Source organism: Herbaspirillum chlorophenolicum, from assembly GCF_001189955.1.
GTDB classification, from domain to species: domain Bacteria; phylum Pseudomonadota; class Gammaproteobacteria; order Burkholderiales; family Burkholderiaceae_D; genus Herbaspirillum; species Herbaspirillum chlorophenolicum.
The window spans coordinates 121,048-145,789 of record NZ_LFLT01000001.1 but is presented as its reverse complement, the minus strand read 5'-3'; the positions used below and the strand labels follow the sequence as shown (position 1 = coordinate 145,789).

The window sequence follows — 24,742 nt, the reverse complement described above, 5'->3', positions numbered from 1 at the left end:
GTCAGGCCTCGCGCTTGAAGATCAGGGCGCGGCGCACGGCCGACCAGATGACCGCCGGATGATAGCGGCTGTTGATGTTGAGGCGTAGTGCGAACATGCCCACGATCAGCAGCGCCACGATCGCATGCACCGGCCACCAGGCCAGTATGAAGGACATGCGCCCCTGCGCCACCGACGCCTGGAATACGCTGACCGTGTTGCTGTAGACCACGAACAGCAAGAGCGCCACCAGCAGGCCCAGCGAGCGGCCCGCACGCGGATTGACGAAGGACAGCGGAATCGCCAGTAGCATCAGGGAAAGCCCCATCAGCGGCAGCGCGATGCGCCACAGCAATTCGCCGCGGGCGAAGCCGTCGTTCTTGGCGAGCAGCTCGTTCATCTGCATCGCCCGCGCCGAGCGGTCGCCGGCGGCAGCCTGCGACTGGTTGCCGATCAGGAGACCATAACGCTCGAAGTCGACGATCTGGAAATCCGGCAGGCCGGGGGCGCCGTCATAACGGCGGCCCTTGTTCATGACCACGAACTTCTCGCCGTCCTTGTCGGTCACGGTCTCGCCTTCCTTGGCCACCACCACGCTGTTCTTTCCGCCAGCGTTGATGGTATTGACGAACACGTTGCGCACCTTGGCGGCATCGCCGGAAATGCCTTCGACAAAGAAGATGCGGTTGGCGCTGGCCGACTCCTGGAACTTGCCGGGAGAGACCCGCGCGATATCCTCGCGTTTTTCAAAACGTTCGCGGTATGCGCTGCTCTGCTGGTTGGCCCAGGGAGTGACGACAAAGGAAAGCACGGCCACCAGCACCACGATGGGCCAGCCGAACAGCAGCACCGGCTTGACCCAGCGCGTCAGGGAAAGCCCTGCGGAAAACCAGACCACGATTTCGGAATCCTGGTAGCTGCGGGTCATGACCAGCAGCACCGAAATGAAACCGGTCAGGACCAGGATCACCGGCATGTAGTTGAGCGACTGGAAACCGATCAGGGCGATCACGTCCTGCGACGCGACCTGGCCGCCTGCGGCCTGGCCGAGGATCTTGATCAGCATCACGGTCAGCGTGATGGTGAAGAGCGTGGTGAAGACGGCACCTGCGGTGCTCGTCAATTCGCGTCGAAGTGCGCGCTGGAAAATCATGCGAAACCAGGAACTTGTTGAATAGGTGGGCGTAAATGCAGAAAGATCCTGTCCGACCCGGCATGCTACGTATCCGAGAGGCATCTCCACCGCACGTGGCAGCGAAATGGGCTCTATAATCGCCGGGTAAATCAAACAAAGGACGAACGATGGACTTTAGCACAAAAACATTGGACGCAAAAAACGCTGTAACCACTGTCAAGACTGGCGCATTGGTGGTCGGCATCCATGAAAACCGCAAGCTGACCAAGGCGGCCTCCGCGCTGGACAAGCTGGGTGCGATCAGCGCCGCGCTGAAGTCCGGCGACATTTCCGGCAAACCCGGCTCGACCCTGCTGCTGCGCGGCGTGACCGGCATCGCCGCCGAACGCATCGTGCTGCTGGGCCTGGGCGCCGAAGAAGAGATCTCCGACAAGAACTTCGCCGCCGCCGCGCAAGCATTGGTGCGCACGCTGGCGACGCTGGGCTGCGACGACGCGGCGCTGGCGCTGCCGTTTTCCGGCGTCAAGGGCCGCGACCTGGCCTGGGCCGTGCGCAACGTCGTGCTGGCCGGCCGCGATTTCGTCTACCGCTCCGACACCCTGAAAAGCAAGAAGGACCCCGCCCCCACCGGCGTGAAGAAAATTACCTTTTTGACATCACTGGCCGACACGCCGGCCGCCAAGACCGCCGTGGCCGAAGCCGTGGCACTGGCCAACGGCATGGCGCTGACCAAGGAACTGGGCAACCTGCCCGGCAACGTCTGCACCCCGACTTACCTGGCCAACACGGCCAAGAAGCTGGCCAAGGAATTCAAGCTGGGCGTGGAAGTGCTGGACCGCAAGCAGCTCGAAGCGCTGAAGATGGGCAGTTTCCTGTCTGTCACCAACGGCAGCGACGAGCCGCCCAAGTTCATCGTCTTGAAGCACATGGGCGGCAAAAGCAAGGATGCGCCGATCGTGCTGGTGGGCAAGGGCATCACCTTCGACACCGGCGGCATTTCGCTGAAGCCCGGCCTGAACATGGATGAAATGAAGTACGACATGTGCGGCGCCGCTTCCGTGCTGGGTACCTTCCGCGCGATCGCCGAACTGGGCCTCAAGCTCAACGTGGTCGGCGTCATCCCGACCTGCGAAAACATGCCGTCCGGCCGCGCCACCAAGCCGGGCGATATCGTCACCTCGATGTCGGGCCAGACCATCGAAGTGCTCAATACCGATGCCGAAGGCCGCCTGATCCTGTGCGACGCGCTGACCTACGTCGAGCGCTTCAAGCCGGCTGCCGTGATCGACATCGCTACCCTGACCGGCGCCTGCATCGTGGCCTTGGGCCACCACAACTCCGGCCTGTTCACGCGCGAGGACGACGCCCACGACCAACTGGCCAACGACCTGCTGGCAGCCGGCCGAGCCACCGGCGACACCGCATGGCGCATGCCGGTGCAGGATGTCTACCAGGAACAGCTGAAGTCCAACTTCGCCGACATCGCCAACATCGGCGGCCAGCCGGGCGGCAGCGTCACCGCCGCCTGCTTCCTGGAGCGCTTCACCCGCAAGTACACCTGGGCTCACCTGGATATCGCCGGCACTGCCTGGAAGAGCGGCGCCGCCAAGGGCGCCAGCGGCCGTCCGGTGCCCCTGCTGACCACGTACCTGCTCAACCAGGCACGCAGCAAGTCGTCGCGCGCCTGATGAACGGCGGCGCGCCTCGCATGAGCCATGCCCTGTTCCTCGCATGCGATGGCGTCGCCTGACAACCGGCAGCACTGCAAGCCACCGCCTCGCCGGTGGCTTTTTTTCTTGTCCGCTTCAGCGGCGCTGGTACTGGGCTTGGCGCTACTGCCGGCAACGCCGTCGCATGCCGCCGAGGCGGCGTTGCCGCAGACTGTCTACTTTCCCTCCGCCAACGGCCGGACCGAGCTGACCGGCTATCTCTTTGAACCTGCCGGCCCCGGCCCGCATCCCGCCATCGTGATGCTGCACGGGCGCAGCGGCCCCTACTCCACCAACGTCAATGCCCAATGCACGCTGGTCGGCCGCGGCATCGCCTCGCCTTGCGATGCCGGCGCGCTGACGCTGCGCCATCGTGCATGGGCACGCTACTGGACCGGGCGCGGCTACCTTGCCCTGCACGTCGACAGCTTCGGCCCGCGCGGCGTGGCCCATGGCTTCGGCCGCCACACCCACGGTGCCCCCGAACGCGCCGCCGTCAATGAGCTGGATGTGCGCCCGCTGGATGCGGAAGGCGCACTGGCCTATCTGGCCGGGCGCGCCGATGTCGCGCCTGCGCGCATCATGCTGCAAGGCTGGTCCAACGGCGCCAGCACGGTACTGAACGTGATGCATCGCCAGGCCTTGCGGCATGGCGACGGCAAGCCCGCGTTTGCGGCGGCGCTTGCCTTCTATCCCGGCTGCGGCCCACGCGCCCTGCTCTCGCAAGCGCCGCACATCGATCGCCCGATGCAAGTGCTGCTGGGCGCCGACGACGAGGAAGTCTCGGCGGCAAATTGCGAACGCGTGCTGGCCCGTGCCCGCATCGCTGCCGATACGCCGCCTCCGCTTGTCACCACCTATCCCGGCGCCACGCATGACTTCGACGATCCTGGCCGCAAGCGCCAAAGCCTGGACGCCAATCGCGCGGCGCGCCAGGATACCCTGGAACGCCTCGGCCCCTGGATGGACCAGGTGCCATCGCGATAATGCCCTGCGCATTTCCGGGCGAAACAAACCTCAGCAACCGGAATTGCGCACAAACCCGCCGGGTTCAATCCAGATACAATGACGCGCTATACAGCCATGTTCCAGACTCATGCAGTCTCTTCAACCGGAAAAATAATGAAGACGTCTATCGCGATCACCCTGGCCTTGTTATGCGCCGCACCCGCCATGGCGCAACAAACCGCCCCCGACGGCATCGACAGCGCCGCGCTGCCTGATCGCATCGTCGGCGACCTGGGCGCCGGCGTCTATCACCTCGAGCGCAATGTGCTCGACAAGAACGGCCACAACACCCTGCTGCCTTATGCCTATTTCGATTACAGACGCTTCTTCGCCCGCCTGGATACGTTCGGCATCAAGACCGCCAGGATCGGCGCCGGCTACCTGGAGTTCGCCACACGCGTCAGTTTCGACGGCTTCAATGCGGAGCGCGGCTTGCGGCGCCGTTCCAATCCCATCCCCTTGGGCATCGGCACCTTCCAGGAGACGCCTTACGGCGCTTTTTTCCTGAACGCCTTCTATGACTTCAACCAATCGCACGGCACCCTGGCAGAAGCGATCTATGCCGCCCAGGTCGATGTCGGGCCGGTCAGCATCTATCCCCAGATCGGCGTGGAACGCCGCAGCGCCAACTACAACAATTATTTCCTGGGCGTAAGCGCGGCAGAGTCGGCTGCCAGCGGCTACCGCGAATACCACGCCGGCGCTTCCAACAACGCCATTGTCGGCCTGAGTGCCGATATTCCCGTGAATGCCGATTGGCGAGTCAATATCACCTGGCGCCGCAAATGGCTTGGCAGCGGCTCATCCGATAGCCCGATCCTCAACCACAAGATCGAAGACATGGGGCTGGTCGCCTTGAATTACCACTTCAAATAGTCCTCGATGAATACGGTAAGATGGCGGCCTTCGCCCGCATGGGTGAAACCGCCTGTTCATCATCTGCCATCCCTATCATGAAAATCGCCACCTGGAACGTCAACTCCCTCAAGGTCCGCCTGCCGCAAGTGCTCAAATGGCTGGAAGAAAATCCGGTCGATGTGCTGTGCCTGCAGGAAACCAAACTGACTGACGACAAGTTCCCCGTGGCGGAAATCGCTGCGGCCGGTTACATGGTGGAATTCAGCGGGCAGAAAACCTACAACGGCGTGGCCATCCTGTCGCGCCATCCGATGAGCGACATCGTCAAGAACAACCCGCTGTTCCCGGATGAGCAGCAGCGCATCATCGCCGCCACCATCGAAGGCGTGCGCTATGTGTGCGCCTACATCCCCAACGGCCAGTCGCTGGAGTCGGAAAAATATCCGTACAAGCTTAGCTGGCTATCGGCGCTGCATGCGTGGCTGCAGCAGGAGCTGGCACAGCATCCGCGCCTGGCGCTCCTGGGCGACTACAACATTGCGCCGGAAGACCGCGACGTGCACGATCCGGCCGCCTGGCAAGGGCAGGTGCTGGTGTCGGAACCGGAGCGCGAGGCTTTCCGCAAGCTGCAGGCGATGGGCCTGACAGACTCGTTCCGCCTGTTCGAACAACCGGAAAAAATATACAGCTGGTGGGATTATCGCCAGATGGGCTTCCGCCTCAACCGCGGCTTGCGCATCGACCACATCCTGCTCACGCAGGAATTGAAAGAACGCTGCACTGCCTGCGTGGTCGACAAGGTTCCGCGTAAATGGGAGCAGCCGTCCGACCATGCGCCGGTGATTGCAACGCTGGCGGATTAGGGCCCGTTTATTCACGTACGCAGAAAGCAGGCCATATGAACGATTCACGTCCTGTCGCCCTGGTGACCGGATCAACCTCAGGAATTGGTGCTGCAATAGCGCGCCGGCTCTCAAACGACGGCTATTCCATTGTGCTGCATTCGCGCAGCTCGGCCGACACGGGCCGCGCACTGGCCGGCGAACTCGGGTCAGCCGCTTATGTGCAAGCCGATCTCGCGATCGATGCCGACCGCATCAGGCTCGTTCGTGAAGCCATTGCAATATGGGGCCGGCTCGACGTTCTCATCAACAATGCCGGGATCAGCCGCGTCATCCCTCACACCGATCTGGCTGCGGCCACACCCGATGTGTGGCAAGAATTGCATGAAGTGAATGTGGTGGCGCCGTTTCGCCTCGTCGCCGAAGCATCGGCTGCGCTGCGTGAGGCGGCCGCGCGAGGCCGGCCAGGCTGTGTCGTCAATGTGAGTTCACATGCCGGTGTGCGCCCCAAGGGAGCGTCCATCCCCTATGCGGCGACCAAGGCGGCACTCAATCATGTGACTCGCCTGCTGGCGTTATCGCTGGCCCCGGAGATCAGGGTCAATGCTGTTGCCCCTGGCCTGGTCGACACGCCCCTTACTGCCGAGTGGACACAGGCGCAGCAACTCTGGAAGGAACGCGCTCCCATGCGACGGTCCGCCAAGCCGGAAGACATTGCACAAGTTGTTTCAATGCTGGTGGCATCGAACTACCTGACCGGGGAAATCCTGCTATCCGATGGTGGCCTGAACCTGACCTGAGAGCGGCGCAAGAACCCGCAACAGGCTCTTGCGATGCATCGTCTTTCTTGAACGGCCAGTAGCCGGCATCCAGCCACTAGTTGCCAGCAGCTGCTCCAATTTGAGCCGCGTGCCCAGCCACGACCCGCCAGAGCTCGCCGGACCGCCGCCATACTCGGGTATATGCGAATATGCCGTCGAATGGCGTCGCCCCGAAGTGGCCGGCAAGCATCGCTTTTGTGGTCGTCAGAATCATATCCCCAATGGGGTGGGCTTTCATCTCGTACAGCTCCAGGCGCTCCAGACGTAATGTCCTGCTTCGGTGGATGGAAAGATCATCATCCTTGGACAGAATTTTTCCATCTGGTCCAGTGAAGACAAGTGCATCGTCCAGCAACTGGGCAAGCGCCTCGACGTCGCCTGCCAGCATGGCTGCCTGCAACGCTGTTTCATACTTTTCTATGATCGCCAGATCCATATTTGTCCTCATGTAACAGTTGTGCAGGAACCCGCAACAGGGTTCTTATGATGCGTCGTCTTTCTTGTTGCGCATGTTTTTCTCGAACTGCACGTCCAGCTTGCTCACCCGCCTGGGCGTCTGCGGTCCATAGGCATTGACGAAGGCAACAAAGTCGTCCAGCTCCAGCGCCTCGCTCAGCTTCTCCATCGGCTTGCCTGCCACGCGCTGGACCAGCTGAAAACGTTCATCCGACGTGCGCAGCATCGAATACTGCTTGGTCTCGGCACGCCGGTTGAGGCGTTCAATGGCGCTGGCGGCCCGGGTCGATCTCATTGGAGCGGTTCCTCCAGGTTGAGCTGCCAGTAGCCGACATCCAGCCAGCGGTCGAATTTGCGGCCGACCTGGCTGAAATGCGCACATTTCACGAATCCCATGCGTTCATGCAAGGCCACGCTGGCGGGATTGGGCTGGGTAATGCCGCCAAGCACCAGATGCACGCCCAGCGGCTTCAGCGCGTCGAACAGGTGCGCATACAGCCGCTTGCCCGCACCGCGTCCGGCAGCATCCTGGTGCAAGTAAACCGAACACTCGACGGAATGGCGATAAGCCGCGCGCGGCTTCCATTTGCTGGCATAGGCATAGCCCAGCACGACGCCGTCCTCCTCGTACACCAGCCAGGGAAACTGCGACTGCACTTCGGCAATGCGCGCCTGCATGGTTTCCACGCCGACCGGTTCGGTCTCGAAGCTGATGGTGGTATTTTCAACGTAATAGTTGTAGATGCCGCAGATGGCTGCGGCATCGGAAGCAAGGGCGTGGCGGATGGGATCGGACATGGCGGTCGTGAGCGTGGCCGGGAATCGGCAAAGCCTACAGTTTAACCAAAAGCCGCGGCCCATGCCGGCCGCGCTTCGCCCCTCAGAAGCGATGCCGCATGCCGACATTGAGGCCAGTCTGGCGGCCATTCTCGGCATACAGCTGGGGCGAATTGCCGACGCCGATCGGGTCGCCGCAGGGAACCCAGGCATAAGCCAGCGTCGTATACAAGTCGGTGCGCGCGGACATCGTGTGCGTCAAGCGCATCGCCAGCAGGTTGGGATTGCCGCTGAGGCCCATCGCCGCATTACGGACATCGACGTGGTAATAGCCGAACGCCAAGGCATTGCGCTCACTCAACGGCATCGCCAATCCCAGCCAGACAAAGTCGCTGCGCCGGTCAGGGCGATCGCCGATGCCGTGTTTGACATGGCGGCGATAACCCGCATAGGTCTTCACCTTGCCGATCGGAAGCACACCGGACAAAGACACATTGCCTGCGCGGCTGTAGCCGGGCTCCAGGGTATCGCTGTTGTCCCTGTCGTAGGTCAGCGTCCATCCGAAGCCGTCGTTGCGGTAATCCAGCGCCGCCGAGTATTTGGCCCCGGCTGAGACCTGGCCGGCCACTTCGCCCAGGCCATAGCTGGCGCCGAACTTGTAGCGGCCGGCGCTTCCCTGGTACTTGATCAAATTGGAGATGCGCCCCAGCGTACCGTCGCGCCGGCCTCCGCGCAGATGGGTACTGACGCCTGACCACGAATAGTTGTTGGCGAGCGCATCATTGAGAAAGAAGTCTCCGGTGGTGCTTTCACTGCGCCCCACAAGCAAGCGTCCGTACGCCCCCTCGATGCCGACATTGGCCTGGCGGTTAAAAAATGAGGCAGGAACCGCCAGGCCTCCGGTGTCGGGATGGAAACCGGTTTCCAGATGCACGAAGGCCTTGTTGCCTCCGCCCAGATCCTCCTCGGTGCGCATGCCGATGTGCGAAGTGGATCTGCCGCCCGAATGCATGCGCAAGATCGCACCGCCCCTGGGGCCGGCGTTGTTGATATATTCCATGCCCACATCGATCAAGCCATACAGCGTCACCCCTTGGGATACGGGCGCTGCCGCAGCCGGCGCTGGCATCGAGAAGAAAGCAGCGCACGGCAAAGCCACGCCCAGAAAGAGAGTATTTCGCATCAGATTCATCCATTAGTTAAAAAAAACGTCCAGCGCTGCAAATGCAGGGCTGGACGTGAATTGATGCTAAGAAGGCTATATGACCACTCGGTTACCACCCGAGCTGCCATCTGCAATCTCTATACAACTCTCAAATCTTTTCCAATACGTGTATTACCCGCGCCACGCCACCTTCACCTGATCCAGGGCCGCGGGATCTTCAATCGTCGGCAGATCGCCAGGATCGCGTCCTTCGCAGATGGCCTGGATCGCCCGGCGCAGCAGCTTGCCCGAGCGCGTCTTGGGCAGCAGGCCGACGAAGAGCACGCGGGAAGGCCGCCCGACGGCGCCGATCTGCTTGTCCACCACGCCCATGATCTCGGCCTCCAGCGCCTGCTTCTGCTGCGGCGTGGCAGCGGCATCGGCATTCTTCAGGATGACAAAGGCGTAGGCCGCCTGCCCCTTGAGCTTGTCTTCCACGCCGACCACCGCCACTTCCGAGACATTGGGATGGCTGGAAATGCTCTCCTCGATCTCGCGCGTGCCCAGCCGGTGGCCGGCCACGTTAATCACGTCGTCGGTGCGCCCGAGGATGAAGTAATAGCCGTCCGCATCGCGGATGCCCCAGTCGAACGTGGAGTAAGTCTCGCGCGCGAAATTGCGCCAGTAGGTATTGACGAAGCGCTGGTCGTCGCCGTACACGGTCTGCATGCAGCCCGGCGGCAAGGGGCCGTCGATCACCACCACGCCCTTCTCATTGGCGCCGCATTGCTCGCCGGTAGCCTCGTTGATGATGGCCATCTTGTAGCCGGGCATCGGCACGCCCGGGCTGCCCAGGCGGGTGGGCTTGTCGTCCACGCCGCGGGCGATGGAGATGATGGGCCAGCCGCTCTCGGTCTGCCAATAATTGTCGATCACCGGCACACCCAGCTCGCCGGCGATCCAGCTCGATGTCGTTTCGTCCAGCGGTTCGCCGGCCAGGTACAGCGCCTTGAGCGACGAGGTGTCGTACTTCCTCATGAATTCCGGCGGCTGCTTCTTCAGCACGCGGATGGCGGTCGGCGCCGAGAACATGCGCGTGACCTTGTATTTTTCGACGATGCTCCACCAGATGCCGGCATCTGGCCGGATCGGCAAGCCTTCATAGAGCACCGTCGCCATGCCCTGGATCAGCGGGCCGTAGACGATGTAGGAATGCCCGACCACCCAGCCGATGTCGGAGGTGCAGAAGTAAGTCTCGCCGGGATTGCCGCAGAAGATATGCTGCATCGACGATGCCAGCGCCACCGCATAGCCGCCGACATCGCGCTGCACGCCCTTGGGCTTGCCGGTGGTACCCGAGGTGTAGAGGATGTAGCTGGTCTCGTTCGATTCCAGCCAGGCGACCGGCACTTGCGTCCCCAGATGCTGCTCGCGCAGCAGCGCGTAATCGACGTCACGCTCAAGCGTGCGCGGCATTTCCGCCAGGCCGCGGTCGACCAGCAGCACACGCGCCGGCTTGTGCTCCGCCAGCCGGATTGCTTCATCCAGCAGGCCCTTGTACGGGATTACCTTGCCGCCGCGCGAACCGGCATCGGCCGAGACGATCAGGCGCGGCTTGGCATCGTCGATGCGCGACGCCAGGCTATTGGAGGCGAAACCGCCGAACACCACCGAATGCACGGCGCCGATGCGCGCGCAAGCTAGCATAGCGAAGACCGCTTCGGCGATCATCGGCATGTAGATCAGCACGCGGTCGCCGCGCGCCACGCCCAGCGACTGCATGGCGGCGGCCATGGCCATGACCTCCTGCTGCAGCTCGGCATAGGTATAGGTGCGCTCGCTGCCGGTCTCGGTGGAAATGGCGATCAGCGCGGGCTGCTGCGCCCGCTGCGGCAGATGGCGGTCGACCGCGTTGTAGCAGAGATTGGTCCGGCCGCCGATGAACCAGCGCGCAAACGGCGGCCGCGAATCATCCAGCGTTTGGGAGAACGGCTGCTCCCAGTGGATGCGTTCAGCTTCCTTGGCCCAGAAGACTTGCGGCTGTTCGATGGACTGCTTATAGAATTCCTCGTATTGCATGACGTCTCCTCATGTCTTTCGAATTGGAATCTGGAATGTGAATTGCCCGCTATTGCTTGTTGGTGTTGCAGGCATCGCGTCTTTGCGCGACAGGCCGGATGCATTTCATCGCGACGATGCGAAAGTGTGGCATCCCAAACTTACTTGCTGCTGAATGTCGACTGAATTGCGTGCTGCGGAACCGGTCGGCATGCCGCTCGCGCGGAGCGCACATCCGTCGCTCGCAAAGGCATGGAGATCAGGCGGCGAACGCCACCCGGGAAGGGAAAACGCGCATCCGCTCTCCCGCGAATGCGCCCATCGGAGGCGGACTTACCCGGCCTTGCATTCGTTGGCGAGTTGCTGCCCGATCTTGGAATTGAGCAGCATCGACTTGGCCGGAATCTGGATCCACACCAGTCCTTCACTCTTGTTCTCCAACCGTACGGCGCCAGTCGATGTGCCGACCGGACTCATCATGTACGAACTGCCCTTCCACACCAGCGTGACGCCATCGGTAACGCGGCCGTCCATGCGCAGCTCCACCTTGTTGCCCAGTTCGCACTTGAAGTTGCCGGTGACCAATTGCGTGGCCCAGGTAGGCTGGCTGGCGGCCGGCGCCTTGGCGATCTGGGGCAGCACCGGCTTGGTGTCGCTCACGGGCATTTTGTCCGAAGCGCAGGAGGCCAGCACAGCCGTGGCGGCGAATACGGAACAAGACTTGAAGACGGAGGAAAGGCGCGAAGCGTTGAATGCGGTCATCGGAGTATCCAGAAGAGGTGTCAGCCCCGGATACCGCAATGCAGTGAACCGGATCGACGATGGCAAAACTGATCCGACCGCATCTTAGCAATTAATTGCAATTCCCTCGACTTCTCCACGCTCTTGTTACAAATCTTCACGATTGCCGGCGGCGGATAAGCACCGCCGGCAAACCGGCTTACTTGCGCTTGGAGATGGGGACGAACTTCAAGTCTTCCGGGCCGACATAGTTGGCCGACGGGCGGATGATCTTGTTGTCGACGCGCTGCTCGATAATGTGCGCGGCCCAGCCCGAGGTACGGGCGATCACGAACAGCGGCGTGAACATCGCGGTCGGCACGCCCATCATGTGGTAGGACACGGCCGAGAACCAGTCAAGGTTGGGGAACATCTTCTTGATATCCCACATCACCGTTTCCAGGCGTTCTGCGATGTCGAACATCTTGGTCGAGCCGGCCTCCTTGGACAGCTTGCGCGCCACTTCCTTGATCACCTTGTTGCGCGGGTCGGAGATGGTATAGACCGGGTGGCCGAAACCGATCACCACTTCCTTGTTCTCGACGCGGCGGCGGATGTCGGCTTCGGCTTCGTCCGGGTTGTCGTAGCGCTTCTGGATCTCGAACGCCACCTCGTTGGCGCCGCCATGCTTGGGACCGCGCAGCGCGCCGATGGCGCCGGTGATGGCCGAGTACATGTCGGAACCGGTGCCGGCGATGACGCGGCCGGTGAAGGTGGAGGCGTTGAATTCGTGTTCCGCGTACAGGATCAGCGAAGTGTGCATTGCCTTTTCCCATTGCTCGGACGGCTTTTCGCCGTGCAGCAGGTGCAGGAAGTGGGCGCCGATCGACTCATCGTCGGTCTCGACTTCGATGCGCTTGCCGTTGTGGCTGTAGTGGTACCAGTACAGCAGCATGGAACCCAGCGACGCCATCAGACGGTCGGCGATGTCGCGTGCGCCCGGCGTGTTGTGGTCGTCCTTCTCGGGCAGCACACAGCCCAGCGCGGAGACGCCGGTGCGCATCACGTCCATCGGGTGCGAAGCGGCAGGCAGCCATTCCAGCGCCGCCTTCACATTGGCCGGCAGGCCGCGCAGCTCCTTGAGCTTGGCCTTGTAGGCGCGCAGTTCGGCCGCGGTGGGCAGCTTGCCGTGCACCAGCAGGTGGGCGATCTCTTCGAATTCGCAGCTATCGGCCACGTCCAGGATGTCGTAGCCGCGGTAATGCAGGTCATTGCCGGTCTTGCCGACGGTGCACAGCGCGGTGTTGCCGGCGGTCACGCCGGACAGCGCCACGGATTTCTTGGGCTTGAAGCCGCCTGCTGCCGGATTTGTCTGCTGCTCGCTCATCGTGTTCTCCTCAAAGGTGTCGGTTATGCGTTGATGACGTTGCTTACTTGTTCTTCTGCTGCGCGAACAGCGCATCCAGTTTCTGCTCGTAGGTGTGGTAGTCGATGCGGTCGTAGAGCTCCATGCGCGTTTGCATGGTGTCGACCACGTTCTTCTGCGTGCCGTCGCGGCGGATCGCGTTGTAGACATTCTCGGCCGCCTTGTTCATCGCGCGGAAGGCCGACAGCGGATACAGCACGAGGCCGACATCGGCGCCCTTGAGCTCATCCACGGTGAACAGCGGGGTCGAGCCGAACTCGGTGATGTTGGCCAGGATCGGCACCTTCACCGCATTGGCGAATTTCTTGTACATCTGCAGGTCGGTGATGGCTTCCGGGAAGATCATGTCGGCGCCGGCTTCGACACAGGCCACCGCGCGCTCGATTGCCGCGTCCAGGCCTTCGACGGCCAATGCATCGGTACGCGCCATGATCACGAAGTTGTCGTCGGTACGGGCATCGACGGCGGCCTTGATGCGGTCCACCATTTCCTGCTTGCCGACGATCTCCTTGCCGGGACGGTGGCCGCAACGCTTGGCACCGACCTGGTCTTCGATGTGGATGGCGGCGGCGCCGAACTTGATCATCGACTTGACGGTGCGGGCGACGTTGAAGGCCGAGGCGCCGAAGCCGGTATCGACGTCCACCAGCAGCGGCAGATCGCAGACGTCGGTGATGCGGCGCACGTCGGTCAACACATCGTCGAGGTTGGAGATGCCCAGGTCGGGCAAGCCCAACGAGCCTGCCGCCACGCCGCCGCCGGACAGGTAGATTGCGCGAAAACCGGCGCGCTTGGCCAGCAATGCGTGGTTGGCGTTGATCGCGCCGATGACCTGCAGCGGGGATTCTTCCTGGACGGCCTTGCGGAATGCTGCGCCTGCGGAGTGGAGAGCCATGGTGACACCTTCTGAATGGGTTGCTGGATACGCTGAAGCGAGGCAACAGCCGCGACGTTTCAGCGGACAAACTGGCAGACTGCATTGCAACGCCCGTGCCACACCCCGAATCGAAAAGCGAATCTTGCTGCCGGCAGTGCCCCGCCCTTGTCTCAAAGCGAAGCAAAATCAATGACTTAAAGGAACCCTCCTTCCATCGGCAATGCGACAGAGGCGTGTTCTTCCATGTGCCTATCGGACAGCAAAAGCGTTTCATATGTGTTACATTTTTGTTTCACGAAACATCAAATGAAACATTTTTCTCTTCGATGAAACGTCCTGCCTATCGCGACACCGACCGCCCTGCCGACAAACCCGTCATCTGGACGGTATCGGTGTCCCGCCTGTCCGAGCTATTTCGCGACATCACGCTGGAGTTCGACGACATGGCCGACATCGAACCCATCCAGCTGGGTTTCGACGACGCGGTGCGCCACATCCGCGAACGGCTGGCGACCGAGCGCTGCGACGCGGTCATCTCGGCCGGCTCCAACGGCGCCTACCTCAAGAGCCGCCTGCCGGTACCGGTGATCGTGGCCCGTGCCAGCGGCTTCGACGTGATGCAGGCGCTGGCGCGTGCACGCAAGCTCACGCCGCGCATCGGCCTGGTCACCTATCAGGAAACCGTGCCGGCGCTGGCCGAATTCCAGCAGATGTTCGGCCTGGACATCGTGCAGCGTACCTACGGCACCGAGGAAGACGCGCGCGCCCAGATCAACGATCTCAAGGCTGCCGGCATCGAAGCCGTGGTAGGCGCCGGGCTGATCACCGACCTGGCCGAGGAGGCTGGCCTGCAAGGTGTATTCATCTATTCCTCGGCCTCGGTGCGCCAGGCGTTCGAGGATGCGCTGGAACTGGCGCGCCTGACCCAGCTGGAATCCACCCGCGGGCGCAGCCTGCCGGTGGCCGATACGCTGCGCGCACGCCATCACATCAACGACCTGCGCGGCGAGTCACCGGCGATGGAAGCGGTACGCCATTCGATCACGCTGTTCGCGCGCTCGCCGGCCACCGTGCTGATCCAGGGCGAAACCGGCACCGGCAAGGAACTGGCGGCCCAGGCGATCCACCGCGCCCATCCGCTGATGCAAGGCAAGGTGCAGGCTGCACATCCCTTCGTGGCGGTGAATTGCGGCGCGCTGGCCGAGTCGCTGCTGGAATCCGAACTGTTCGGCTATGAGGAAGGCGCCTTCACCGGCTCGCGCCGCGGCGGCCGCGCCGGCCTGTTCGAAGCGGCCAACCGCGGCACGCTGTTCCTCGACGAGATCGGCGAAATGCCGCTGCCGTTGCAGACACGCTTGCTGCGCGTGCTGGAAGAACGTGAGGTGGTGCGAGTGGGCGGCACACGCCCTATTCCCGTGAATGTGCGCATCATCAGCGCCACCCATTGTGACCTCGATGCGCGCGTGCGGGAGGGACGTTTCCGTGCCGACCTGTATTACCGGCTGGGCGTGCTGCGCCTGCAACTGCCGCCGCTGCGCGAACGCCGCGAAGACATCGCGGCACTGGCGGAATGGCACCTCAAGCACGCGCTGGCAGCGGTCGATGTGCGCCCGCACGCCAACCTGCATGCCGAGATCGCGCACTGTGCACCGCTGCTGGCCGCGTACGCATGGCCGGGCAATGTGCGCGAACTGCGCAACATGATGGAAAGGCTGGCGCTGTTTCTCGCCGCCGAGCCCCTGCAGGCATTGACGCCGGCACTGATACAAGGCATCGCGCCTGAAATCGTCACGGCAGGCGCCCACCTGCCGGTGCCGCCTTCATTGCCCGCCGCATTGCCGGAACATGCGCTGCCCGACATCCGGGCAATCCTGCAGCGCTGCGGCGGCAACCGGGCGGCGGCGGCACGCCAACTCGGGATCAGCCGGACTACGTTGTGGCGCAAGCTGAAGGAAGCCGGCGAACCCGACGTGCAGTGAAGGCGCCTCAACGGCGCCTCGCCGGCAAACCCGGCCATCGCATGACTGTAAATTGTTTGCACCACATGAAATTCCCGATACCTTCCCATTAGCTGATAATCAGGCAATTCTGCTTCTTGACAGCATGTCCGCCCGCCACCTATGCTCGGCCGCTGTACCGGCTATATCGCGGCTATATCGGCATCGACATACAAACTCAAGCGGCGGCTGTTCGCCCTCTCAGACGAGGCCATCGAACTCCGCACTTTCATCCGCAGGCGTCATTCAAAAAGGGGAAGAACCATGACCAGCACAACCGCCTCACCGACGGCCGGACATACGCATCCGCAGGCCCGGCGAGCCATCATCTCCTCGTCCATCGGCAATGCGCTCGAATGGTTCGACATCCTGATCTACGGCGCCTTCGCAGTCGTCATCGCCAAACAGTTCTTCCCGACCGGGAACGACACCGTATCGCTGCTGCTGACCTTCGGCACCTTCGGGGTCTCTTTCTTCATGCGCCCGCTGGGCGCGATCGTGCTCGGCGCGTATTCCGACCGTGTTGGCCGCAAGGCGGCGCTGATGCTGTCGATCATGCTCATGACCATCGGCACCGCGCTGATCGCGTTCATGCCCAACTATGAAAGCATCGGCCTCCTGGCCCCGGCCGGCATCGCGCTGGGCAAGATGATCCAGGGCTTTTCCGCCGGCGGCGAATTCGGCAGCTCGACCGCCTTCCTGGTAGAGCACGCGCCGCACCGCCGCGGCTTCTTCTCCAGCTGGCAGGTCGCCAGCCAGGGCGTGAGCCTGCTGCTGGCGGCCATCTTCGGCGCCGTGCTCAACAACATGCTCACAGCCGACCAGTTGGCCTCGTGGGGCTGGCGCGTGCCGTTCGTGTTCGGCCTGCTGATCGCGCCGGCCGGTATCTACATCCGCCGCCACCTGGACGAGTCGCCCGAGTTCAAGGATTCCAACGAAAAGACCGACGCCCCGCTGCGCGACACCTTCTCCAGCCAGAAGCTGCGCCTCCTGATCGGTTCGGGCAGCGTGATCATGGCCACCGTCTCGGTCTACCTGTCGCTGTACATCCCGACATATGCAGTCAAGCAGCTCGGCCTGCCGGCATGGTCCTCGTTCGCCGCCATGTCGGTGGCCGGCATCATCATGGCGCTGGGTTCGCCGCTGGTCGGCGCCTGGTCCGACAAGATCGGCCGCACCCCGTTCATGATCGCCAGCAGCGCGCTGTACATCGTGCTGACCTACCCGATGTTCGTGTTCCTGACCAACTCGCCGGGCTTCATGCAGCTGCTGTTGCTGCAGACCGTGATCGGCGTGCTGATGACCATGTACTTCGCCGCGATGCCGGCGCTGCTGGCCGACATCTTCCCGGTCGCCACCCGTGGCACCGGCATGTCGCTGGCCTATAACATCGCCGTGACCATCTTCGGCGGCTTCGCCGGCCTGATCATCACCTGGCTGATCGACTTCACCGGCGACAAGCTGTCGGTGAGCTACTTCGTGATCTTCGGCGCCGTGCTGAGCCTGTTGGCCAGCCTGTCCGCACGCCTGGTGCTGCGCCTGCGATGACAGCTACGCCGGGCAGGCCTGCAAACGGCGTGCCCGACGCATCGATGACCGCAAGTCAGTGCAAAAAAAATGGCCCGCATCGTTAAACGATGCGGGCCATTTCTCTTTTTCTTTCCGTGGCGTTCCCTTCCCGGCAACGCCGCACAGCTCAATCGTCTTCGGCGCCGCCGATGCCCAGCTCCTGGATCTTGCGGGTGATGGTATTGCGCCCGATCCCAAGACGTACCGCCGCGTCGTTCTTGCGACCATGCGTGTGCTTGAGTGCGATCTTGATCAGCGCCGCCTCGAACTGACGGCCCAGAATGTCCATCACTTCCGGCTGTTCCTGCGCCAGCATGTGCGCGGCTTCCACTTCCAGCAGGGAGATCCAGTTGGCGTTGCTGGCTTCCGCAGGCGCTGCGGTATAGCCGGCATCGCTGCCCGCCGGCAGCGGCATGGCCGCCGAGGCCGGAGCCGACAATGTCTGTGCCGGCTGCGGCGCATGGGTGCGCTCTTCCACCAGATCCTGCGGCAGGTCCTTGATCTCGACCGTCTGGCCGGGTGCCATCACGGTGATCCAGTTGCACAGGTTTTCCAGCTGGCGCACGTTCCCGGCGAACTCCAGCTGCGACAGGAACTGCATCGCCTGCGGCGACAGGCGCTTGGCCTCCACGCCCAGTTGCCGCCCGCTCTGCGTAAGGAAATGGCGCGCCAGGATGGGGATGTCTTCGCTGCGCTCGCGCAGGCTCGGCAAGCGCAGGCGGATCACGTTAAGACGATGGTACAAGTCTTCCCGGAACAAACCTTCGCGTACACGGTGTTCCAAATTCTGGTGCGTGGCTGCGATCACGCGCACATTGGCCTTCAAGGACTGATGGCCGCCGACACGGTAGAAATGGCCATCCGACAGCACGCGCAACAAGCGCGTCTGCAGGTCCAGCGGCATGTCGCCGATTTCATCGAGGAACAGCGTGCCGCCCTCGGCCTGCTCGAAGCGGCCGCGGCGCATCGCTTGCGCACCGGTGAAGGCGCCGCGTTCGTGACCGAACAGTTCGGACTCCAGCAGGTCCTTGGGAATCGCCGCAGTATTGAGCGCGACGAAAGGCTGGCTGGCGCGCGGGCTGTGCTTGTGCAATGCACGCGCCACCAGCTCCTTGCCGGAACCGGACTCGCCGGTGATCAGCACCGTCACATTGGACTGCGACAGGCGGCCGATGGCGCGGAACACGTCCTGCATCGCCGGCGCCTGGCCGAGGATTTCCGGAGTCTGCGCGGCGGACTGTTCGACATCGATTTCGCGCAGGCTTTCATCGAGCGCGCGGCGGATCAGTTCGACCGCCTTGTCGACATCGAAAGGCTTGGCCAGGTATTCGAAGGCGCCGCCCTGGAAAGCCGAGACGGCCGAGTCCAGGTCGGAGAATGCGGTGATGATGATGACAGGAATACCGGGATGCTTGGCCTTGACGGTTTGCAGCAATTCAAGCCCGGACGCGCCCGGCATGCGGATATCGGAAACCAGGACCTGCGGGGTGCCGCTCTGCAGGGCTTGTATGGCATCGCGCGCGCTGGAAAAGCTTTGCGTGGCGAGATTTTCTCGGGCCAGGGCCTTTTCGAGAACCCAGCGTATCGATTCGTCGTCGTCAACAATCCAGATTGGCTTCATAAATAACTTTTCCTGCGTTGGTCATGCTGTTAATGCTTCTGTAGCGCAGCGTAGCGGCACACCGCAACGACAGCCCCCGATGGCGAAATGCTTCCATCACACTGGTTTGGCGCGCCGCCTGCGGCCATTGGCTCACGGCAGCGGTATTAGTATTCTGAAATCGGTACATCCCGGCCGGCTCTCGCATTCGATCACGCCCATGTGCTGGTGAACGAAAGTCTGCGCCAGCGTCAATCCGAGCCCGCTGCCTCCCTCGCGTCCCGACACCAGCGGATAGAAAATCCTTTCCTGGATGTCGGGAGGGATGCCCGGACCGTTATCGATGATATGCAAGTCTAGTGCCAGCCGGTATCGCACCTTGGATAGCGTCACTTGCCGGCTCACGCGCGTGCGCAGAATCAGCTCGCCGTCGCCGGCGCGGATGCGGTCGACCAAGGCTTGCGCTGCGTTGTGGACGATGTTGAGCAGCGCCTGGATGAGCTGCTCCTTGTCGCCGCGGAATTCGGGAATGGAAAGGTCATAGTCGCGCTTGATGGTCAGGCCCTGCGGGAACTCGGCCATGATCAGGCTGCGCACGCGTTCGCACACTTCGTGGATGTTGACGTCGCCGACGATGTGCGGATGGCGGTGCGGCGCCAGCAGGCGATCGACCAGCGTCTGCAGCCGGTCGGCTTCCTTGATGATGACCTGGGTGTATTCGCGCAGCTCCTTCAGGTGGCGCTCGGGCAACTCCAGTTCCAGCAATTGCGCCGCGCCGCGGATGCCGCCCAGCGGGTTCTTGATCTCGTGCGCCAGGTTGCGGATCAGTTCCTTGTTGGCCTGGCTCTGGTCGAACATGCGCTCTTCGCGGTCCAGCTTCAGTTGCTGCACGTTCTCCCGCAACTCGAGCAGCACCGGCATGTCCGGGTTGTCCAGCGGCGTGACGATGGTATGCACCTGCAAGGGCTCGCGGTTGGCGCGTTCCAGCACCAGGTCCAGGCGCTTGTCGGCAAACTGGTGTTCGATGGCCTGGGAGAACAGCGCGGATAGCTCCGTGCCGTTGAGGAACAGCTCCGAGAGCTTCTGCTGCGACAGGACCTTGAATGAACTTTCCAGCAGGTTCTCTGCCGCAGCGTTGGCGTACACGATGCCGCCCCGGGCATCCAGAATGATCACCGCCGAAGCCAACAGGTCGAGGCCGTCAAGCGAAGGGAAATTTGTCTTCATTCGGATAATCGTTGACCCTGAAATCGTTGGTTATTGATCCTGCTCTAGCAAGTTTCGGGCGAGCCCGCATCCCACGGCACTTTATGCGTCAATCTTGCAGCGCCTGCTCCAATACGGCGATTGCCGCCTCGCTTTGGCTGATCGCATCCTTCAAGGCCGCGGTGCGCGACTGGTATCGGGCGTAATTGCGCTCGCCGCCGCGGCGCTCCGGTTCGCCGCCGTTGTATTCGCGCCGGAGCTCGCCGAGTTTTTTGCGTTCGGCCGCCAGGCGTTCGCGCACATCCGTGTTCGAACGCTCTTCGGCAATTGGCACTGCCGGCGGCACATCCTGCCGCCCTTTGCCGACGCCATCTCCACTGACCGCGCCTACCGGCGCCAGTACACCCTTGCGGCAGTTCGCCGCACGCGCGTCATCGCGGTATTCGACGCCGCCGCTGCCGGTGCAGACATACATGTCGGCAGCATGGCCCGCCGCCGCGCCGGCCAGCAGTGCCGCCGCCCATCCCAAACTACACCAGTGCCTCATCGCATCCTCCGGAAAACATCCACCGCCTTATGACAAGACGGCAAGCGCTCCGGCTGCGTACAAACAAAAAGGGGAAGCAAGCTTCCCCTTTTTTTGAGTACCCGTCTTCGATTACAGCGAGTAGTACATATCGAATTCGATCGGATGAGTGGTCATGCGGTAGCGTTGAACTTCCTGACCCTTCAGTTCCAGATAGGCATCGATCATGCTGTCGGTAAAGACGCCACCGCGGGTCAGGAACTCGCGATCCTTGTCCAGGTGGTCCAGCGCTTCTTCCAGCGACGCACAGACGGTCGGGATCAGCTTGTCTTCTTCCGGCGGCAGGTGGTACAGGTCCTTGGTCGCGGCTTCGCCCGGATGGATCTTGTTTTGCACGCCGTCCAGGCCTGCCATCAGCAATGCAGCGAAGCACAGGTACGGGTTGGCCAGCGGATCCGGGAAACGGGTTTCGATACGGCGGCCCTTAGGATTGGCCACGTGCGGAATACGGATCGATGCCGAACGGTTGCGTGCCGAGTAGGCCAGCTTGACCGGTGCTTCAAAGCCTGGAACCAGACGCTTGTACGAGTTGGTGCCGGGGTTGGTGATCGCGTTGAGCGCCTTGGCGTGCTTGATGATGCCGCCGATGTAGAACAGCGCTGTTTCGGACAGACCGGCATAGCCGTCGCCTGCGAACAGGTTCTTGCCATCTTTCCAGATCGACTGGTGAACGTGCATGCCGGAGCCGTTGTCGCCGACCAGCGGCTTAGGCATGAAGGTCGCGGTCTTGCCGTAGGTGTGCGCAACATTCCAGACCACGTACTTCAGGTTCTGGGTCCAGTCGGCGCGCTCGACCAGCGTCGAGAACTTGGTGCCGATTTCGTTTTGGCCGGCGCCGGCGACTTCGTGGTGATGCACTTCAACAGGGATGCCCAGGGATTCCAGGATCAGGCACATTTCCGAACGCATGTCCTGGAAGCTGTCGACCGGGGGAACCGGGAAGTAGCCGCCCTTGACGGTCGGACGGTGGCCGGAGTTGCCGCCTTCGATCTTGGCGCCGGTGCTCCAGGAAGCTTCTTCGGAATCGATCTTGACGAAGGAACCGGACATGTCTGCGCCCCAGCGCACGCCGTCGAAGATGAAGAATTCTGGTTCCGGACCGAAGTAGGCGGTGTCGCCCAGGCCGGAGGACTTCAGGTAGGCTTCAGCGCGCTTGGCGATGGAACGCGGGTCGCGGTCGTAGCCCTTGCCGTCGGACGGCTCGATCACGTCACACTGCATGAACAGTGTGGTTTCTTCCATGAACGGGTCGATGTTGGCGGTGTTCGGGTCCGGAATCAGCAGCATGTCGGAGGCTTCGATACCCTTCCAGCCTGCGATCGACGAACCGTCGAAGGCGTGACCGGATTCGAACTTGTCGATGTCGAAATGCGAAACAGGCACGGAAACGTGCTGTTCCTTGCCACGGGTGTCCGCGAAACGGAAGTCAACAAACTTGACTTCGTTGTCCTTCACCATCTTCAAAACCTCTGCGGCCGTCCTTGCCATGCGAATCTCCTAAAACGAGGAAGTAGTATAAATTTGGGGGGTGAGCCGTTTTCTGCGACTGGATCTTTGCATTTGATACAACGGTCTTGCGCCGGAACTCAGGCGTGGATGATAGCAGATTCCATGCCACCGCCCTTTCAGGGGCCGCAATAATGGAATATTTTAGGGAGTACAGGCTGGACGGCCGTTCCCTTCAGTGCATGGAGGTCGAATTTATGCATTATTTTAGTGCACTTTGGAGAAATTGCACCAACAAATACCATTTTGGTGCACCAGATTCAGAATGCGCACTTTAAAAGTGCATTCGCGCAAATTATCGATGCATTCCCTGCTCCAAAAGAATTAATCGTTCCAATTTATTTATAATTTTTAGCAATTTCCAACCAAAGCAGCCCCTGCGAGACATCGATGACTCAAGAACTGATCCTCACCACTGCAAGCCAGCGTGCCCAGGATGGCCAACTTCCCTACCGCGGGGCCGTCACTCCCCAGGAAGCCTTTGCCCTGATTCAGGGCAATCCTGCTATCAAGCTGGTGGATGTGCGGACCAAGGCCGAACGTGACTGGGTCGGGGTAGTGCACATTCCCGCTGAGCAACACTTGTTCGTTCAATGGAATTTGTACCCTGAAGGCAAACCCAATCCGCAATTCCTCGAGCAGTTGAAGGAAGCCGCCGGTCCGGACGAGGTACTGCTGTTCCTGTGCCGCTCCGGGGTTCGTTCCAGGCATGCCGCCAAACTGGCAACAGAAAACGGCTATCGCAATTGCTTCGACATCGTCGAAGGATTCGAAGGCAACAAAGATGCGGCCGGGCACCGCAAGACGGTGGAAGGATGGTGCAAGGCCGGCCTGCCCTGGACAGGTGCCTGAAGCGCCCATCGGCGGCCTGCGGCACGATCGCGGCCCGCATATGAAAAAGCCCGGGTCATGCCGGGCTTTTTTGCGTGCTTCACATTTTATTTATAAGATTTCCCGACGCGGCAATATCGGCCTTGCCGATCAGGCTCCCAAAGGAGCATCCAGCTCCGCCATCAGCGCAACGATGGCGGCAAAGCCGGCAGCGCCGTTGCGCGTTGCATCTTCAATGCGCTCGAGCGTCACGACAATCCCCTCCCGGTTCATCGTCAGCGCCGCGCCTTTCATCCGATGCGCGAGGCACTTGACGGCTTCGATGTCGGACGCAGCATGGGCCACACGCATTGCCGCCAGATCCTGTAGCGAGGTTGTCCGGAACAAAGCCTCCAGGTCGACCGACTGGGCATCCACCGGCGGCGCGCCGGGGGCCTGTTCGTCCACATCGTAATCGCACCACAGCGACAGCATTTTCTTGAACTCTTCGATCGGCAACGGCTTGCCCAGAATGCCGTCCATGCCGCTTTCCAGGCACAGTTGCACATGGGCTGCGTCGGCCTCGGCCGAGATGCCGATCAGCGGGGTATAACCCGCATCCGGATTGCTCTCTTCCGCCGCGCGCACCCGGCGCGCCACTTCGTAGCCGTTCATGTCCGGCATGTAGCAATCGAGCAGCACCAGGTCATAACGCTGCGCCTGTATGGCAGCCAGCGCGGACCTGCCGTCTTCGGCGCCGGCCACGCTGCAGCCGAACTTGCGCAACTGCTTTTCGATCACCATGCGGCTGGTCGCCGAATCGTCGACCACCAGAATCGAAGGTCCTTTTTCGCTCATTTGTCGATCCGTCCTTATCTCAGTCTCTCGGTCTCAAAGGTCTTCCAACTGATGCTGAATCTTGAACAGCTCGCTATCGTTGCGAACGCCAAGCTTGCGAAATGCCGATTGCTTCTGGCCACTGATGGTCTTGACGCTGCGCGCGAATTTTTCCGCTATCTGGGTCACGGTCATGCCATCCAGGCAACAGCGCAGCACTTCGCGTTCACGCGGCGACAATTCCGAATTCTCGGAGAGTGAATCCGACATCACCTCGCCTTCCCGGGCGCCCGTCCCCGGTTCGGCGGAAAGCATCGATGACAATTCGGCGGCCATGTTGTTATTCAGATGGACACGGCCAAGAGAAACGGTACGTATCGCCTGGATCAGCTCCGAGAGTTCCTGCGACTTACCGACAAAACCACGGGCGCCGGCCTTCATGGCCAAGGCGACCGTGGCCGGGTTGTAATGTGAGGAAGAGACCAGGATCTTGCTGTCGGGAAAACGCACCCGCAATGCACGAATCAGGTTCAGGCCGTCAATATCATTGGCCCCCAGCGAATAATCGATGACCAGCAGATCGGCCGGCGCAGTGCGCAAGGCCACCATCATTTCCTTGCTGGTCGCAAACGTCCCCACGATCTGAAAATCCGGCTCTTCGGACAAACGTCCCGCCAGTCCGTAGCGGACCACTGCGTGATCGTCCAGCAAGGCAATGCGGACCGTCGATGCAGATGACCATGTCATCATGGATTCCTTTTTTGGCTGATGGCCCCAAGGGCCGCGGCGTCCCGGCCTCGCCTCTCCCCATGATGGCGAAC

At 62.0% G+C, this 24,742-nt stretch carries 23 protein-coding genes; 8 read left to right on the top strand and 15 right to left on the bottom strand.

The annotated features are described in order from the left end of the window. Position 1 precedes the first annotated feature (1 nt). On the bottom strand, positions 2–1,132 hold the full coding sequence (gene lptF / locus AKL28_RS00675; RefSeq protein WP_050466125.1) for an LPS export ABC transporter permease LptF: 1,131 nt from the start codon (positions 1,130–1,132) through the stop codon (positions 2–4). Positions 1,133–1,281: 149 nt separating this feature from the next. Between lptF and AKL28_RS00670 the strand changes: the two genes are divergently transcribed. The 5 genes from AKL28_RS00670 to AKL28_RS00650 all read left to right on the top strand — a co-directional run bounded on the left by AKL28_RS00670 (position 1,282) and on the right by AKL28_RS00650 (position 6,331). After that, positions 1,282–2,802, top strand: coding sequence for a leucyl aminopeptidase (locus AKL28_RS00670; RefSeq protein WP_050466124.1), 1,521 nt, complete (start codon positions 1,282–1,284; stop codon positions 2,800–2,802). A gap of 108 nt (positions 2,803–2,910) precedes the next feature. Beyond that, positions 2,911–3,810 (top strand): dienelactone hydrolase family protein, encoded by a 900-nt coding sequence (locus AKL28_RS00665; RefSeq protein ID WP_231602290.1) that lies wholly within the window; start codon positions 2,911–2,913, stop codon positions 3,808–3,810. A 135-nt stretch (positions 3,811–3,945) separates the two neighbouring features. Next, positions 3,946–4,707, top strand: a complete 762-nt coding sequence (locus AKL28_RS00660; RefSeq protein ID WP_050466123.1) for a MipA/OmpV family protein — start codon at positions 3,946–3,948, stop codon at positions 4,705–4,707. A 77-nt stretch (positions 4,708–4,784) separates the two neighbouring features. Further along, positions 4,785–5,552 carry an exodeoxyribonuclease III gene (gene xth, locus AKL28_RS00655; RefSeq protein ID WP_050466291.1) on the top strand — a complete coding sequence of 256 codons (768 nt, stop codon included), beginning with the start codon at positions 4,785–4,787 and terminating at the stop codon, positions 5,550–5,552. 35 nt (positions 5,553–5,587) lie between these two features. Then, complete coding sequence (locus AKL28_RS00650) at positions 5,588–6,331, top strand: SDR family NAD(P)-dependent oxidoreductase (RefSeq protein ID WP_050466122.1); 744 nt, start codon at positions 5,588–5,590, stop codon at positions 6,329–6,331. 76 nt (positions 6,332–6,407) lie between these two features. On the opposite strand, the gene AKL28_RS00645 is transcribed toward AKL28_RS00650, so the two are convergent. From AKL28_RS00645 to prpB, 8 genes are all read right to left on the bottom strand, one after another. Next, positions 6,408–6,788, bottom strand: coding sequence for a nuclear transport factor 2 family protein (locus tag AKL28_RS00645; protein ID WP_050466121.1), 381 nt, complete (start codon positions 6,786–6,788; stop codon positions 6,408–6,410). Between the two features lie 45 nt (positions 6,789–6,833). Continuing rightward, positions 6,834–7,103, bottom strand: a complete 270-nt coding sequence (locus AKL28_RS00640; protein ID WP_050466120.1) for a hypothetical protein — start codon at positions 7,101–7,103, stop codon at positions 6,834–6,836. Beyond that, the gene (locus AKL28_RS00635) at positions 7,100–7,606 is read right to left on the bottom strand and encodes an arsinothricin resistance N-acetyltransferase ArsN1 family B (RefSeq protein ID WP_050466119.1); all 507 of its coding nucleotides are present in this window, start codon (positions 7,604–7,606) and stop codon (positions 7,100–7,102) included. The genes AKL28_RS00640 and AKL28_RS00635 overlap by 4 nt, the downstream gene beginning before the upstream one ends. A gap of 82 nt (positions 7,607–7,688) precedes the next feature. Continuing rightward, positions 7,689–8,768 carry a porin gene (locus AKL28_RS00630; RefSeq protein ID WP_169801843.1) on the bottom strand — a complete coding sequence of 360 codons (1,080 nt, stop codon included), beginning with the start codon at positions 8,766–8,768 and terminating at the stop codon, positions 7,689–7,691. A 153-nt stretch (positions 8,769–8,921) separates the two neighbouring features. Next, positions 8,922–10,808 (bottom strand): propionate--CoA ligase, encoded by a 1,887-nt coding sequence (locus tag AKL28_RS00625; RefSeq protein WP_050466117.1) that lies wholly within the window; start codon positions 10,806–10,808, stop codon positions 8,922–8,924. Positions 10,809–11,120: 312 nt separating this feature from the next. Further along, positions 11,121–11,549, bottom strand: coding sequence for a hypothetical protein (locus tag AKL28_RS00620; RefSeq protein ID WP_050466116.1), 429 nt, complete (start codon positions 11,547–11,549; stop codon positions 11,121–11,123). Positions 11,550–11,727: 178 nt separating this feature from the next. Next, complete coding sequence (prpC, locus tag AKL28_RS00615) at positions 11,728–12,894, bottom strand: bifunctional 2-methylcitrate synthase/citrate synthase (protein ID WP_050466115.1); 1,167 nt, start codon at positions 12,892–12,894, stop codon at positions 11,728–11,730. Positions 12,895–12,937: 43 nt separating this feature from the next. Further along, on the bottom strand, positions 12,938–13,828 hold the full coding sequence (gene prpB, locus AKL28_RS00610) for a methylisocitrate lyase (RefSeq protein ID WP_050466114.1): 891 nt from the start codon (positions 13,826–13,828) through the stop codon (positions 12,938–12,940). A 308-nt stretch (positions 13,829–14,136) separates the two neighbouring features. Between prpB and prpR the strand changes: the two genes are divergently transcribed. After that, positions 14,137–15,789: a propionate catabolism operon regulatory protein PrpR gene (prpR, locus tag AKL28_RS00605; RefSeq protein ID WP_050466113.1), complete on the top strand. Its 1,653-nt coding sequence runs from the start codon at positions 14,137–14,139 to the stop codon at positions 15,787–15,789. 282 nt (positions 15,790–16,071) lie between these two features. Further along, complete coding sequence (locus AKL28_RS00600) at positions 16,072–17,355, top strand: MFS transporter (RefSeq protein WP_050466112.1); 1,284 nt, start codon at positions 16,072–16,074, stop codon at positions 17,353–17,355. Between the two features lie 148 nt (positions 17,356–17,503). Here AKL28_RS00600 and ntrC read toward each other — a convergent pair whose 3' ends face one another. The 4 genes from ntrC to glnA all read right to left on the bottom strand — a co-directional run bounded on the left by ntrC (position 17,504) and on the right by glnA (position 22,256). Beyond that, positions 17,504–18,997: a nitrogen regulation protein NR(I) gene (gene ntrC, locus AKL28_RS00595; RefSeq protein WP_050466111.1), complete on the bottom strand. Its 1,494-nt coding sequence runs from the start codon at positions 18,995–18,997 to the stop codon at positions 17,504–17,506. Positions 18,998–19,129: 132 nt separating this feature from the next. After that, complete coding sequence (gene glnL / locus AKL28_RS00590; protein ID WP_050466110.1) at positions 19,130–20,203, bottom strand: nitrogen regulation protein NR(II); 1,074 nt, start codon at positions 20,201–20,203, stop codon at positions 19,130–19,132. Between the two features lie 88 nt (positions 20,204–20,291). Then, positions 20,292–20,729, bottom strand: coding sequence for a hypothetical protein (locus tag AKL28_RS00585; RefSeq protein WP_050466109.1), 438 nt, complete (start codon positions 20,727–20,729; stop codon positions 20,292–20,294). A 111-nt stretch (positions 20,730–20,840) separates the two neighbouring features. Further along, the gene (gene glnA / locus AKL28_RS00580; protein WP_050466108.1) at positions 20,841–22,256 is read right to left on the bottom strand and encodes a type I glutamate--ammonia ligase; all 1,416 of its coding nucleotides are present in this window, start codon (positions 22,254–22,256) and stop codon (positions 20,841–20,843) included. 408 nt (positions 22,257–22,664) lie between these two features. Between glnA and AKL28_RS00575 the strand changes: the two genes are divergently transcribed. Then, positions 22,665–23,126 (top strand): rhodanese-like domain-containing protein, encoded by a 462-nt coding sequence (locus AKL28_RS00575; RefSeq protein ID WP_050466107.1) that lies wholly within the window; start codon positions 22,665–22,667, stop codon positions 23,124–23,126. A gap of 129 nt (positions 23,127–23,255) precedes the next feature. Here AKL28_RS00575 and AKL28_RS00570 read toward each other — a convergent pair whose 3' ends face one another. Both AKL28_RS00570 and AKL28_RS00565 read right to left on the bottom strand, forming a co-directional pair. Then, entirely contained in the window at positions 23,256–23,942 is a 687-nt protein-coding gene (locus tag AKL28_RS00570) for a response regulator (protein ID WP_050466106.1), read from the bottom strand. Between the two features lie 33 nt (positions 23,943–23,975). After that, positions 23,976–24,668, bottom strand: coding sequence for a response regulator transcription factor (locus AKL28_RS00565; protein WP_050466105.1), 693 nt, complete (start codon positions 24,666–24,668; stop codon positions 23,976–23,978). Between the last annotated feature and the right edge of the window lie 74 nt (positions 24,669–24,742).